This window comes from Pseudomonas sp. SMV71, from assembly GCF_052042015.1.
In the GTDB taxonomy this organism is placed as follows: domain Bacteria; phylum Pseudomonadota; class Gammaproteobacteria; order Pseudomonadales; family Pseudomonadaceae; genus Aquipseudomonas.
The window spans coordinates 208,566-221,432 of sequence record NZ_JBKGGU010000005.1 but is presented as its reverse complement, the minus strand read 5'-3'; the positions used below and the strand labels follow the sequence as shown (position 1 = coordinate 221,432).

The window sequence follows — 12,867 nt, the reverse complement described above, 5'->3', positions numbered from 1 at the left end:
CGCTCTGCGGGTCGATCAAAACGCCAGGGGCAGGGAAACCTGCACGGCGGCTTTTTCCAGCCGCAACAAGAACGCTTTGCGCGGTTGCCCGCCACCATAACCGGTCAGCGCGCCATCGGCACCGATCACCCGATGGCAGGGGACGACAATCGCCAGGCGATTCTGGCCGTTGGCCAGCCCGACGGCGCGACTGGCGCCGGGGCTGCCCAGGGCACTGGCGATCGTGCCGTAGCTTCGGGTTTCGCCATAGGGAATCGCTTGCAACTGCGCCCAGACCCTTACGGTAAAGGCACTGCCGGGCATGTGCAGCGGGACGGTGAACGCGGTGAGCTTGCCGGCGAAGTAGTCTGCCAGCTCGGTTTCGATCTGCTGCAAGTGCGCGTTGTGCCCCGGTGCGACGGTGTAGCCATAGCGCTGCTGCAACTCTTCGATCTCTCGGGTCAGAGCCGGGCGGTCGAGAAATTCCAGCAGTACCAGGCCGCGCTGCTCGGCCATGGCCAGCATGGGTCCCAGGGGCGTGGTCAGGCGCGTGAACAGCAAGGGTTCGCTGAGGGCGGCCCGGCCTGGGGTGATGTGGAACGATTTTACGAAGGCGTCACGAAAGCCGCTCAGGGATTCGTAGCCGGAATCGAACGCCGCGTGGTCGATGGAGCTCCCTTGCTTGATGCCGCCCAGGGCGATACCCAGGCGGCGCGTGCGCAAGTACGCATGGAAGGTCATGCCGAAATGCTGCTTGAACCAGCGCCGCAACTTCAGCGGTTCGATGCCTTGTTCCAGCAGCAGGGCGTCGGTCCAGCGTTGCTCCGGCTCGGCGTCCACGGCCTTGAGCAGCGTCTGGATCCAGTCCGGGGCGATGGCGGCGGCGTCCAGCGGCTTGCAGCGCAGGCAGGCGCGGTAGCCGGCCGACATGGCTTCATCGGCATGGGCGAAGAACTCGACGTTCTCCGGTTTCGGCTTGCGCGCCGTGCAACTGGGGCGGCAGAAAATACCGGTGGTCTTGACCGCCGTGAAGAACACCCCCTCGTAGGCGGTGTCTCGTTCGAGCATGGCGCGGACCATCTCGGCGTGGGGTGGGAGCAGCGAGTCTTGTAGGTTCATGGGTCGAGCATAAGGCCGGGGCCGGAACGGCTCCACCGGAAAATCGACAGTGAATTTTATTTCCTGCGGTTGTAGAGGAACCGCCTCCTGTGGGAGCAAAGCTTGCTCGCTATGCAGGCAGTGCGGTTCACATGAGGCGCGGATGACTTCGTCGCGAGCAAGCTTTTATTGCCACTGATGTAGGCAGTTTTCTTCAATACCTTCGGCCTCGGGCCACTTACCTTGGTCGCTACCTCACGTACATTGAAAGAAGGTATGCAATGAGTCTGATTTTTTCCATGGCGGCATTTGCCCTGGTCGCCTCGATCACACCGGGGCCGGTCAACATCGTGGCACTCAGTTCCGGGGCGCGCTACGGGTTTCGCGCGACGCTGCGCCATGTGGGCGGCGCGACCCTGGGGTTTGTCCTGCTGTTGGTGCTGATGGGCCTCGGATTGCATGAAGTGTTGCAACGCTGGCCCGGCCTTACGCGAGTGGTGCAACTGGGGGGCGTCGGGTTTCTGCTGTTCATGGCCTGGAAACTGGCGATGGACAACGGCCATCTGGGTAGCGGCGAGGAGGGACGGGCGCCCTCGATGTTCTACGGCGCGCTGATGCAATGGCTCAATCCCAAGGCCTGGCTGGCCTGCGTGGCGGGGATGGGCGCCTTCGTCGCCGATGGCGAGGCGCGGCTGGTCTGGCAGTTCGCGGCGATCTATCTGGTGATCTGCTATGTCTCGGTGGGGTGCTGGGCCTATGCCGGAAGCTTTCTGCGCAGTTGGCTGGGTAATCCGTCGACCATGCGCCTGTTCAACCGGGCGATGGCGGCGTTGTTGGTGGTGAGTGCGGTTTATCTGGTATTGCCTTGACAAATCCGCTTCTGTGGCGAGGCTTCTGTGGCGAGGGAGCTTGCTCCCGCTGGGTTGCGAAGCAACCCCCGCTTTACAATCCAGGCGCCTGCTTCGCAGTCGAGCGGGAGCAAGCTCCCTCGCCACGGGTATCTGTCTGGCTCGGAAATCGCTGCGTCAGCCGCGATACTGCCCCGGCGTCGCTGCCAGGTGCTGCTTGAACGCCCGCTGGAAATGCGCCTGGTCGGCGAAGCCGCTGTCCAGCGCCACGTCGGCGATCAGCTTGCCTTCGCGCAGTTGGTGGCGGGCGAACTGGATCCGGCGATTGACCAGGAAGGCGTGGGGCGTCATGCCGTAATGGCGCTTGAAGGCGCGGCTCAGGTACGACGGTGAAAGTTGCGCGGCGGCGCAGATGTCCTCGAGCTTCAAGGCTTCGGTGCAATGGTCATGGATGAACTGCGCGGCCCGCATCAATCCCGGATGGCTGCCCCGGTCCGGGCGTCCGGCGGGGTTGAGTCGCTGTTGCAGGTCGCTGAAAAACGCCTCGGCGGCGGCCTGTTTGTGGCGCGGGTCGAGCCGTTCGTCCACCAGCCGTTCATACAGCTCCTGCAAGGCGCCGAACAGCTCGGCATCGCGGCTGTGGGTCGTGGCAAAGGCCTGGAAGTCCAGGGTTTCGTCGAAGCCGATACGGCGTTGCAAGTCACGCAGCCACTGGGTATCGACGTACAGCATCACGTACGACCAGGGTTGATCGTCGATGGGGTTGCAGGCATGGACATCGCCGGGGTTCATCAGCACCACTGTGCCGGCCTCGACCTGGAAGTGGGAACGCTCGTGGACATAAGTGCTGCGCCCGGCGGTGATCGCCCCGATGGAGAAGTGATCATGGGCGTGGCGCCCATAGCAGACTTTGCGCCCGTCGGCGATTGCCCGGGCCTCGATGAAGGGCAGGGCCGCGTCGCGCCAGAAACGTGGGGCAGCGTCATGGGAGGCGTGCTTCATCGGTCAAGGTCCTCGTCTTGGATCGTGCTCCAGTGTATTAGCCCTCGTCGGCAAATGCCCGTTGGATTTTGTCGTTTGAAGTGCGACGGGTCTGGACTAGACTCCAGCAGTCCGCCCTCACAGGAGTTGTCGATGCTCGCGCCTGGTAAACCTGAAAATGAAGCCACTCGGCTCAACAGCCTGCACTCGCTCAAGCTGCTCGATACCGCGCCCGAAGAACGGTTCGACCGCCTGACGCGGCTTGCCCGGCGTCTGTTCAATGTGCCGATTGCATTGGTGACCCTGGTGGACGCCAACCGTCAGTGGTTCAAGTCCAACGCGGGCCTGGACGCCAGCGAATCCGGGCGCGATGTTTCATTCTGTGGGCATGCCATCCTGCAGGACCAGATCATGGAAGTGTGCGACGCTCGGCAGGATGAGCGGTTTCACGACAACCCGTTTGTCACGGACAGTCCTGGTATCCGCTTCTATGCCGGGCAGCCGTTGGGGCTCGCTGACGGCAGCAAACTCGGAACGCTGTGCCTGATCGATACCCGGCCGCGCAAACTTGACGACGAGGAACGCGAACTGCTGCGCGACCTGGCGCGCATGGCCGAGGAGGAAATGATCGCGGTGCAGATGGCGAGCATGGACGAACTGACTCTGCTGTCCAATCGGCGCGGCTTCAGGACGCTGGCCCAACATGCGCTGAACGTGTGCACACGCTTGTCCCGCCCGGCGACGCTGCTGTTTTTCGATCTCAATGATTTCAAGCCCATCAACGACAGGTTCGGCCACGCCGAAGGCGATGCGGCGCTGAAAACTTTCGCCGACGTGCTGCGCATCGCTTTTCGCGAAAGCGACGTAATTGGCCGCTTGGGCGGCGATGAGTTCGTGGCGCTGCTCACGGGGTCGTCTCATGTGGAGACGACGGCGATCATGGCCCGCCTGCGAGAAATCCTCGACGAGCGCAACGCAACGTTGCAGCGCGGCTATGACATCCGCTTCAGCGTGGGCCAGATCGAATACGACCCATCGCACCATGAGTCCATCGACAACCTTCTGGCCGATGCAGATGCGGCGATGTATGCACAAAAGCAGGCGGCACGCCGGTAAAAAAGTGGGGCGTGCCCACGACGGCGGCATATTCAGATCGATGCAAGCCGATCCACCGCTATCGCGAGCAAGCTCGCTCCCACAGGATCTGAGGCGTGCGCACAATTTTCAGCCAAACAAAATCCCCTGTGGGAGCGGGCTTGCCCGCGAAGGCTGAGGCACATTCAACATTTTTGCTGACTGACACACCGCTATCGCGAGCAAGCTCGCTCCCACAGGATCTGAGGCGTGCGCACAATTTTCAGCCAAACAAAATCCCTGTGGGAGCGGGCTTGCCCGCGAAGGCTGAGGCACATTCAACATTTTTGCTGGCTGACACACCGCTATCGCGAGCAGGCTCGCTCCCACAGGGAATCTGCGATGTAGTCAAATAATCAGGCATAAAAACGCCGCTTGCCCTGTCCAGGTCAAGCGGCGTTTCTACGCAGCGGTGCGCTGAAGATTACTCTTCCATGTTGCCCATGGCGGTGGTGTTGAAGCCGCCGTCCACGTACATGATTTCACCGCTGATGCCCGACGCCAGGTCGGAGCACAGGAAGGCGCCGGCGTTGCCGACTTCTTCGATGGTGACGTTGCGACGCAGTGGGGTTTGCGCCTCGTTGGCGGCCAGCATCTTGCGGAAGTTCTTGATGCCGGAAGCGGCGAGGGTGCGGATCGGACCTGCCGATACGGCGTTGACGCGAGTGCCTTCCGGGCCCAGGGAGCCGGCCAGGTAGCGTACGCCGGCTTCCAGGGAGGCCTTGGCCATGCCCATCACGTTGTAGTTCGGCATGGTGCGCTCGGCGCCCAGGTACGACAGGGTCAGCAGGCTGCCGTTGCGGCCTTTCATCATTTCGCGACCGGCCTTGGCCAGCGCCACGAAGCTGTAGGCGCTGATGTCATGGGCGATGCGGAAACCTTCACGGGTGGTGGCTTCGGTGAAGTCGCCGTCCAGTTGGTCGCCCGGGGCGAAGCCCACGGAGTGCACGATGCAGTCCAGGCCATCCCACTTCTTGCTCAGTTCTTCGAAGACCTTGGCGATTTCTTCATCGCTGGCCACGTCGCACGGGAAGCACAGCTCAGGGCTCGAACCCCAGCCTTGCGCGAACTCTTCGACACGACCCTTGAGTTTGTCGTTCTGATAAGTGAAGGCAAGCTCAGCGCCCTCGCGATGCATGGCGGCAGCGATGCCGGATGCGATGGACAGCTTGCTGGCGACACCGACGATCAGTACGCGCTTACCGGCGAGAAAACCCATGTGTTGCTCCTCTTTCAGGTTATTCGGCAGTCGTTGGGGCCAGGAAGGCGGCCTCCAGCAACTGCTGTGTATAGGGGTGCTGCGGCGCGGCGAATATGCCGCGGGCATCACCTTGTTCGACCACTTGGCCATGCTTGACCACCATCAGTTGGTGGCTCAGCGCTTTGACGACAGCCAGGTCATGGCTGATAAACAGATACGTCAGGTTGTACTTGGTTTGCAGCGACCGTAACAGCTCCACCACCTGGCGTTGCACGGTACGGTCCAGGGCCGACGTCGGTTCGTCCAGCAGAATCAACGCCGGCTTGAGCACCAGGGCCCGGGCAATGGCGATACGCTGCCGTTGCCCTCCGGAAAATTCATGGGGGTAGCGGTTCCGGGTTTCCGGATCCAGGCCTACCTCCTTCAGTGCCTCGATAATCGCTTGTTCCCGCTCGGCTTCGGTGCCGATCCCGTGGATCCGCAGGCCTTCGCCGACAATCTGGCTCACGCACATCCGTGGGCTCAGGCTGCCAAACGGATCTTGAAACACCACTTGCATTTCCCGGCGCAGTGGTCGGACCTGTTGCTGCGTCAGGCCGTCCAGCGCCTGGCCCTCGAAGCGGATCGCGCCCTGGCTGCCGATCAACCGCAGGATCGCCAGCCCCAGGGTCGACTTGCCGGAACCGCTCTCGCCGACGATGCCCAGGGTCTGGCCCTGGGGCAGGCTGAAGCGGATACCGTCCACGGCCTTGATGTAGTCTACCGTGCGTTTGAACAGGCCTTTCTTGACCGGAAACCAGACTTTCAGGTCCTCGACCTCCAGCAATGGCGGCCCGATCACATTGTCTGCCGGGGTGCCGCTGGGCTCGGCGCCCAGCAGTTCCCGAGTGTACGGATGCTGCGGTGCGCGGAACAATTGTTCGCACGATGCCTGTTCGACGATGCAACCGCGCTGCATGACACATACGCGATGCGCAATTCTTCGCACCAGGTTCAAATCGTGGCTGATCAGCAGCAACGACATGCCCAATCGTGCCTGCAATTGCTTGAGCAATTCGAGGATTTTCAGCTGGACGGTGACGTCCAGGGCCGTGGTCGGCTCGTCGGCGATCAGCAGTTCCGGCTCGTTGGCCAGGGCCATGGCGATCATCACCCGTTGGCGCTGGCCGCCAGACAGCTCGTGGGGCAGCGCCTTGAGGCGTTTGTGCGGCTCAGGGATGCCCACCAGCTCCAGCAATTCGAGGGTGCGACGGGTCGCGACCTTGCCGGTCAGGCCCTTGTGGATGCCAAGCACTTCATTGATCTGCTTTTCAATGCAATGCAGTGGATTGAGCGAGGTCATCGGCTCCTGGAAAATCATCGCGATCCGGTTGCCGCGGATGTGGCGGATGGTTTTCTCCTTCAGCCCCAGCAGATCCTGGCCGGCGTACTGGATGCTTCCGCTGGGATGATGGGCCAGCGGGTAGGGCAGCAAGCGCAGGATCGAGTGGGCGGTGACCGATTTGCCCGAGCCGCTTTCCCCCACCAAGGCCAGGGTTTCGCCGCGCTTGATGTCGAAACTGACGCCTTCGACCACCCGTTGGCGCCGTTCGCCGACAATGAATTCCACCGCCAGGTCGCGGACTTCGATCAGATTATCCTGGTTCATTTCACTTCCTCGGATCGAAGGCATCGCGAGCGGACTCGCCGATGAACACCAGCAGGCTCAGCATCAGGGCCAGCACGGCGAATGCACTGATGCCCAGCCACGGCGCCTGGAGATTGGATTTGCCCTGGGCCACCAGCTCGCCCAGGGACGGCGCGCCGGGTGGCAGGCCGAAGCCGAGGAAGTCCAGGGCGGTGAGGGTGCCGATGGCGCCCGTGAGGATGAACGGCATGAAGGTCAGGGTCGACACCATGGCGTTGGGCAGGATGTGGCGGAACATGATCGCGCCGTTCTGCATGCCCAGCGCCCGTGCGGCGCGCACGTACTCCAGGTTGCGCCCGCGCAGGAACTCGGCGCGGACCACGTCCACCAGGCTCATCCAGGAAAACAGCAGCATGATGCCCAGCAGCCACCAGAAGTTCGGCTGCACGAAACTGGCGAGGATGATCAGCAGGTAGAGCACCGGCAGCCCCGACCAGATCTCCAGGAAACGCTGGCCGGCCAGATCCACCCAGCCGCCATAGAAGCCCTGCAACGCGCCGGCGATCACGCCGATGATCGAACTGAGCAGCGTCAGTGTCAGGGCGAACAGCACCGAGATGCGGAAGCCATAGATCACCCGGGCCAGCACGTCGCGGCCCTGGTCGTCGGTGCCCAGCCAGTTCATCGCCGAAGGTGGTGCCGGGGCCGGGACCTTCAGGTCGTAATTGATGCTCTGGTAGCTGAACGGGATCGGCGCCCACAACACCCAGGCGTCCTTGGCGGCCAGTAGTTCACGGATGTACGGGCTCTTGTAGTTGGCTTCCAGAGGAAATTCGCCGCCGAAGGTGGTTTCCGGGTAGCGCTTGAGGGCCGGAAAGTACCAGCCATTGTCGTAGTGCACCACCAGTGGCTTGTCGTTGGCGATCAGTTCGGCGCCCAGGCTCAGCCCGAACAGGATCAGGAACAGCCACAGCGACCACCAGCCACGCTTGTTGGCCTTGAACAGTTCGAAGCGCCGACGATTGAGCGGGGACAGGTTCATCTCAGTGCTCCCGGCTTTCGAAGTCGATGCGTGGATCGACGAAGGTGTAGGTCAGGTCACCGATCAGCTTCACCACCAACCCCAGCAAGGTAAAGATGAACAGCGTGCCGAAGACCACCGGGTAGTCACGGTTGATGGCCGCTTCGAAACTCATCAGCCCCAGGCCGTCAAGGGAGAAGATCACTTCCACCAGCAAGGATCCGGTAAAGAAAATCCCGATGAACGCCGAAGGGAAGCCGGCGATTACCAGCAGCATGGCATTGCGGAACACATGGCCATAGAGCACTCGGCGGCGGGTCAGGCCCTTGGCCTTGGCGGTAACGACGTACTGCTTGTTGATTTCGTCGAGGAAGCTGTTTTTGGTCAACAGGGTCATGGTCGCGAAGTTACCGATCACCAGGGCGGTCACGGGCAGCGCCAAGTGCCAGAAATAATCGAGGATCTTGCCGCCCAGCGACAGTTCATCGAAGTTGTTGGAGGTCAGCCCGCGCAACGGGAACCAGTCGAAGTAACTGCCGCCGGCAAATACCACGATCAGCAGAATGGCGAACAGGAACGAGGGGATCGCATAACCCACGATGATCGCCGAACTGGTCCAGACGTCGAAGTGACTACCGTGGCGCGTGGCCTTGGCGATCCCCAGCGGGATCGACACCAGGTACATGATCAGCGTGCTCCACAGCCCGAGGGAGATCGACACCGGCATCTTTTCTTTGATCAGGTCGATGACCTTGGCGTCGCGGAAGAAGCTGTCGCCGAAATCCAGGTGGGCATAATTCTTGATCATGATCCACAGGCGTTCAGGGGCCGGCTTGTCGAAGCCGTACATCCGTTCGATTTCCTTGACCAGCGCCGGGTCCAGACCCTGCGCGCCACGGTAGGAGGAACCGGCTACCGAGACTTCCGCACCGCCGCCGGCGATACGGCTGGTGGCGCCTTCGAACCCTTCGAGCTTGGCAATCATCTGTTCGACCGGTCCACCGGGCGCGGCCTGGATGATCAGGAAGTTGATCACCAGGATGCCGAACAGGGTCGGAACGATCAGCAGCAGTCGCCGGATAATGTAAGCCAGCATCGGTTTACTCCACGCTCGCCGGAGCAGCGTTGTTCTGTTTTTCGATCACTTGTTCCACTTCTTCGGCAGGCTTGGTGTCCGGCTTGACCCACCAGGTGGTGGTGCCGATGTCATAGGTCGGCGTGACTTTCGGATGACCGATGTGGTTCCAGTAAGCCACGCGCCAGGTCTTGATGTGCCAGTTGGGGATCACGTAGTAGCCCCATTGCAGCACCCGGTCCAGCGCCCGGGCATGGGCCACCAGGCTCTTGCGCGAATCGGCATTGATCAGTTGCTCCACCAGTTGGTCCACCGCCGGATCCTTCAGGCCCATCGTATTGCGGCTGCCGGGCTTGTCGGCGGCGGCCGACATCCAGAATTCACGCTGTTCGTTGCCCGGTGAGCTGGACTGCGGGAAGCTGCCCACCACCAGGTCGAAATCCCGCGAGCGCACGCGGTTGATGTATTGGGACACGTCCACCCGGCGGATCACCAGGTCGATGCCCAGGTCGCTCAGGTTGCGCTTGAACGGCAGCAGCACCCGTTCGAACTCGGTCTGGGCCAGCAGGAACTCCAGCACTACCGGCTTGCCCTGGGCGTCGACCATCTTGTCGTCGACGATGCGCCAGCCGGCTTCCTGCAGCAGTTGGTAGGCCTTGCGCTGCTGGTCGCGGATCATGCCGCTGCCATCACACACCGACGGTTGGAACGCCTCGGTGAAGACCTGCTCGGGAATTTTGCCGCGCAGCGGTTCGAGAATCTTCAATTCGTCTTCGCCGGGCAGGCCGGTGGCCGCCATTTCCGAGTTTTCAAAATAACTGCGGGTGCGTGCATAGGCACTGTTGAACAGTTGCTTGTTGGTCCACTCGAAGTCCAGCAGCAGGCTCAGGGCCTTGCGCACCCGCACGTCCTGGAACACCGGGCGGCGCAGGTTGAAGACAAAGCCCTGCATGCCGGTGGGGTTGCCGTTGGGGATCTGCTCCTTGATCAGCCGGCCTTCCGTGACGGCGGGGATGTTGTAGGCGTTGGCCCAGTTCTTGGCGGTCATCTCCAGCCAGAAATCGAACTGCCCGGCTTTCAGGGCTTCGACCGCGACGGTGTTGTCGCGGTAGTAATCGGTGGTCAGCACGTCGAAGTTGTAGAAGCCGCGGTTGACCGGCAAGTCCTTGCCCCAGTAGTCCTTCACGCGTTCATAACGGATCGAGCGCCCGGCCTTCACTTCGGCCACCCGGTACGGGCCGCTGCCCAAAGGGATTTCCAGATTGCCCTTGTTGAAATCGCGATCCGCCCACCAGTGCTTGGGCAATACCGGCAGTTGGCCAAGGATCAGCGGCAGTTCACGGTTGTTCGTATGCTTGAACTTGAACAGCACCTTGAGCGGGTCTTCGGCAATGACCTCGGCGACGTCGTTGTAGTAGCCGCGAAACATCGGCGCGCCGTCCTTGGTCAGCGTCTGGAAGCTGAAAACCACGTCTTCGGCGCGCACCGGATGACCGTCGTTGAAGCGTGCTTCGGGCCGCAGGTAGAAGCGCACCCAGGCGTTGTCCGGGGCCTTTTCGATTTTTTCGGCGACCAGGCCGTACTCGGTGAAGGGTTCGTCCAGGCCTTGCTTGGCCAGGGTGTCGTAGATCAGGCCGATGTCATCGGCCGGCACACCTTTGCTGATGAATGGGTTGAGGCTGTCGAAGCCGCCAAAACCGCCCTGGCGGAAGATCCCGCCCTTGGGCGCGTCGGGGTTCACGTAGTCGAAGTGTTTGAAGTCGGCCGGGTACTTCGGCGGTTCGTTGTACAGCGTCACGGCGTGCTGCGGCGCGGCACAGGCCAGCCCGGCGAACAGCAGGCCGCCGGCCTGTAGAAGCAGGGCGCGAAAAGGCTTCATTGATCTTTCTCCGAAGATTTCAGCCACCACGCGCTCAGGCCCAAGGTATAGGGCGGCGTGGTGACGAAGGCGAACCGGTTACGGTACGCGAGGCGATGATAGTTGATATACCAGTTGGGAATGCAGTAGTGCTGCCACAGCAGCACGCGGTCCAGGGCCTTGCCGGCGGCGACCTGTTCGTCGCGGGTCTGGGCGGCCAGGAGTTTTTCCAGAAGGTGATCGACCACCGGGTTGGCGATCCCGGCGTAGTTCTTGCTGCCCTTGACCCCGACTTGGCTGGAGTGAAAGTACTGCCATTGTTCAAGGCCCGGGCTGAGGGTCTGGTTCAAGGTCAACAGAATCATGTCGAAGTCGAACTGGTCCAGCCGCTGTTTGTACTGGGCCCGATCCACGGTGCGCAGTCGGGCCTGGATGCCGATGCTGGCGAGGTTCTCGACGTAGGGTTGCAGGATCCGCTCCAGGTTCGGGTTCACCAGCAGGATCTCGAAATTCAGGGGCTGGCTGTTCGCGTTCAGCAGGCGCTGCCCGTTGAGAGTCCAGCCGGCCTCCTTCAATAGTCCCAGCGCCTTGCGCAAGGTTTCCCGCGGAATGCCGCGCCCCTCGGTCTGGGGCAGCCCGAAGGGCTCGGTGAGCAGGCGCGGCGGCAGTTGCTCGCGGTAGGGCTTGAGCAGTAGCCATTCATGCCCCACGGGAACGCCAGTGGCGGAGAACTCGCTGTTGGGGTAGTAACTGAGGGTGCGTTTGTAGGCACTGCTGAACAGCGTGCGGTTGGTCCACTCGAAATCGAACATCAGCCCCAGGGCTTCTCGCACCTTGACGTTGGCAAAGGTATTGCGCCGGGTGTTCATGAACAGGCCCTGGGTCTGGGTCGGGATCTGATGGGGAATCTGCGCCTTGATCACATCGCCGCGCTGGACCGCCGGGAAGTCATAGCCGTTGGCCCAGTTCTTGGCCTGATGCTCGATGTAGATGTCGAACTCACCGGCCTTGAAGGCTTCGAACGCGACGTCGCTGTCGCGGTAGAACTCAACCTCCATGCGGTCGACGTTGTATTTGCCGCGATTGACCGGCAGGTCCTTGCCCCAGTAATCCTTGACCCGTTCGAACACCAGCTGGCGCCCCGGTTGCACCTTGGTGATGCGGTACGGACCACTGCCCAGGGGCCGCTCGAAGGTGGTGGCCTTGAAGTCGCGGTCTTTCCAATAGTGTTGGGGCAGCACCGGCAACTCACCCAGGCGCAGGATCAGCAGCGGGTTGCCGGCGCGCTTGAAGACAAAACGGATTTTCAGCGGGTTGAGGATGTCGACCCGTAGCACCTCCTGCAGGTTGGTGCGGTATTGCGGATGGCCTTCCTTGAGCAGCGTGCGGTAGGAGAAGGCCACGTCGTACGCGGTAATCGGTACGCCATCATGGAACCGTGCCTCGGGCCGCAGATTGAATACCACCCAACTGCGATCCTCGCTGTACTCCACCGACCGGGCGATCAGGCCGTAGCTCGACGTCGGCTCGTCACCGGACGGCGCATACTGGCCGGTGCCGACCATCAGCGGTTCGTTCAGCTCGTTGATGCCATATTGCAGGAAGTTCGGTGTGGATACCGGGCTGCTGCCCTTGAAGGTATAGGGATTGAGCGTATCGAAGGTGCCAAATGCCATGACCCGCAAGGTACCGCCCTTGGGCGCCTGCGGGTTGACCCAGTCGAAGTGGGTAAATCTGGCCGGGTACTTGAGCGTACCGAACTGCGCGTAGCCATGGCTTTCGCTGATGGTTGCGCTGGCGGGATAGCTCAAGGCCAGGCTGATCAGGAACAGGAGGAGGGGACGTATCAAGTCTGAGATCCGATCCAGGCGGCTTGGGCTTTTATGGCCTGTACAGTAACAGCTTGTATCGGCAGGAAAAAGGCGGGGGTGGAGGGGCGTCAGTTGAACGGCACCGCCGGGCACCGGAGCTGTGGCGAGGGAGCTTGCTCCCGCTGGGTTGCGAAGCAGCCCCCGAAGCAGTGGCTTGATCTATCAGGTTCACCG

General features: G+C 61.9%; 10 protein-coding genes. 2 read left to right on the top strand and 8 right to left on the bottom strand.

Translation table 11 applies throughout. The annotated features are described in order from the left end of the window. Window positions 1–15 precede the first annotated feature (15 nt). Window positions 16–1,098 (bottom strand): bifunctional transcriptional activator/DNA repair enzyme AdaA, encoded by a 1,083-nt coding sequence (locus ACLEJQ_RS06950; protein WP_440793436.1) that lies wholly within the window; start codon window positions 1,096–1,098, stop codon window positions 16–18. Between the two features lie 260 nt (window positions 1,099–1,358). Between ACLEJQ_RS06950 and ACLEJQ_RS06945 the strand changes: the two genes are divergently transcribed. Further along, the gene (locus ACLEJQ_RS06945; protein ID WP_440793434.1) at window positions 1,359–1,946 is read left to right on the top strand and encodes a LysE family translocator; all 588 of its coding nucleotides are present in this window, start codon (window positions 1,359–1,361) and stop codon (window positions 1,944–1,946) included. Between the two features lie 156 nt (window positions 1,947–2,102). On the opposite strand, the gene ACLEJQ_RS06940 is transcribed toward ACLEJQ_RS06945, so the two are convergent. Continuing rightward, entirely contained in the window at window positions 2,103–2,927 is an 825-nt protein-coding gene (locus tag ACLEJQ_RS06940; protein WP_440793432.1) for an AraC family transcriptional regulator, read from the bottom strand. Between the two features lie 132 nt (window positions 2,928–3,059). Here ACLEJQ_RS06940 and ACLEJQ_RS06935 point away from each other — a divergent pair, with 132 nt between their 5' ends. Continuing rightward, window positions 3,060–4,022, top strand: a complete 963-nt coding sequence (locus ACLEJQ_RS06935; protein ID WP_440793429.1) for a diguanylate cyclase — start codon at window positions 3,060–3,062, stop codon at window positions 4,020–4,022. A gap of 442 nt (window positions 4,023–4,464) precedes the next feature. Here ACLEJQ_RS06935 and fabI read toward each other — a convergent pair whose 3' ends face one another. Genes fabI through ACLEJQ_RS06905 form a run of 6 tightly spaced genes read right to left on the bottom strand, consistent with a single transcriptional unit; the run spans window position 4,465 to window position 12,672 of the window. Further along, a complete protein-coding gene (fabI, locus tag ACLEJQ_RS06930) occupies window positions 4,465–5,259 on the bottom strand; it encodes an enoyl-ACP reductase FabI (protein WP_440793427.1) in 795 nt (264 codons plus the stop codon). 19 nt (window positions 5,260–5,278) lie between these two features. Next, entirely contained in the window at window positions 5,279–6,889 is a 1,611-nt protein-coding gene (locus tag ACLEJQ_RS06925) for an ABC transporter ATP-binding protein (protein ID WP_440793425.1), read from the bottom strand. 1 nt (window position 6,890) lies between these two features. Then, on the bottom strand, window positions 6,891–7,910 hold the full coding sequence (locus ACLEJQ_RS06920; protein ID WP_440793423.1) for an ABC transporter permease: 1,020 nt from the start codon (window positions 7,908–7,910) through the stop codon (window positions 6,891–6,893). 1 nt (window position 7,911) lies between these two features. Next, window positions 7,912–8,985, bottom strand: a complete 1,074-nt coding sequence (locus tag ACLEJQ_RS06915; protein ID WP_440793421.1) for a microcin C ABC transporter permease YejB — start codon at window positions 8,983–8,985, stop codon at window positions 7,912–7,914. Window positions 8,986–8,989: 4 nt separating this feature from the next. Continuing rightward, window positions 8,990–10,843: an extracellular solute-binding protein gene (locus tag ACLEJQ_RS06910; RefSeq protein WP_440793419.1), complete on the bottom strand. Its 1,854-nt coding sequence runs from the start codon at window positions 10,841–10,843 to the stop codon at window positions 8,990–8,992. Beyond that, on the bottom strand, window positions 10,840–12,672 hold the full coding sequence (locus ACLEJQ_RS06905; protein ID WP_440793417.1) for an extracellular solute-binding protein: 1,833 nt from the start codon (window positions 12,670–12,672) through the stop codon (window positions 10,840–10,842). Before ACLEJQ_RS06905 ends, ACLEJQ_RS06910 begins: the two co-directional genes overlap by 4 nt. Window positions 12,673–12,867: the final 195 nt, after the last annotated feature.

What these genes read in the sequence shown, in the direction of transcription:
- ACLEJQ_RS06950 (WP_440793436.1), bottom strand. Translation starts at nt 1,098, where the DNA reads ATGAACCTACAAGACTCGCTGCTCCCACCCCACGCCGAGATGGTCCGC.
- ACLEJQ_RS06945 (WP_440793434.1), top strand. Translation starts at nt 1,359, where the DNA reads ATGAGTCTGATTTTTTCCATGGCGGCATTTGCCCTGGTCGCCTCGATC.
- ACLEJQ_RS06940 (WP_440793432.1), bottom strand. Translation starts at nt 2,927, where the DNA reads ATGAAGCACGCCTCCCATGACGCTGCCCCACGTTTCTGGCGCGACGCG.
- ACLEJQ_RS06935 (WP_440793429.1), top strand. Translation starts at nt 3,060, where the DNA reads ATGCTCGCGCCTGGTAAACCTGAAAATGAAGCCACTCGGCTCAACAGC.
- fabI (WP_440793427.1), bottom strand. Translation starts at nt 5,259, where the DNA reads ATGGGTTTTCTCGCCGGTAAGCGCGTACTGATCGTCGGTGTCGCCAGC.
- ACLEJQ_RS06925 (WP_440793425.1), bottom strand. Translation starts at nt 6,889, where the DNA reads ATGAACCAGGATAATCTGATCGAAGTCCGCGACCTGGCGGTGGAATTC.
- ACLEJQ_RS06920 (WP_440793423.1), bottom strand. Translation starts at nt 7,910, where the DNA reads ATGAACCTGTCCCCGCTCAATCGTCGGCGCTTCGAACTGTTCAAGGCC.
- ACLEJQ_RS06915 (WP_440793421.1), bottom strand. Translation starts at nt 8,985, where the DNA reads ATGCTGGCTTACATTATCCGGCGACTGCTGCTGATCGTTCCGACCCTG.
- ACLEJQ_RS06910 (WP_440793419.1), bottom strand. Translation starts at nt 10,843, where the DNA reads ATGAAGCCTTTTCGCGCCCTGCTTCTACAGGCCGGCGGCCTGCTGTTC.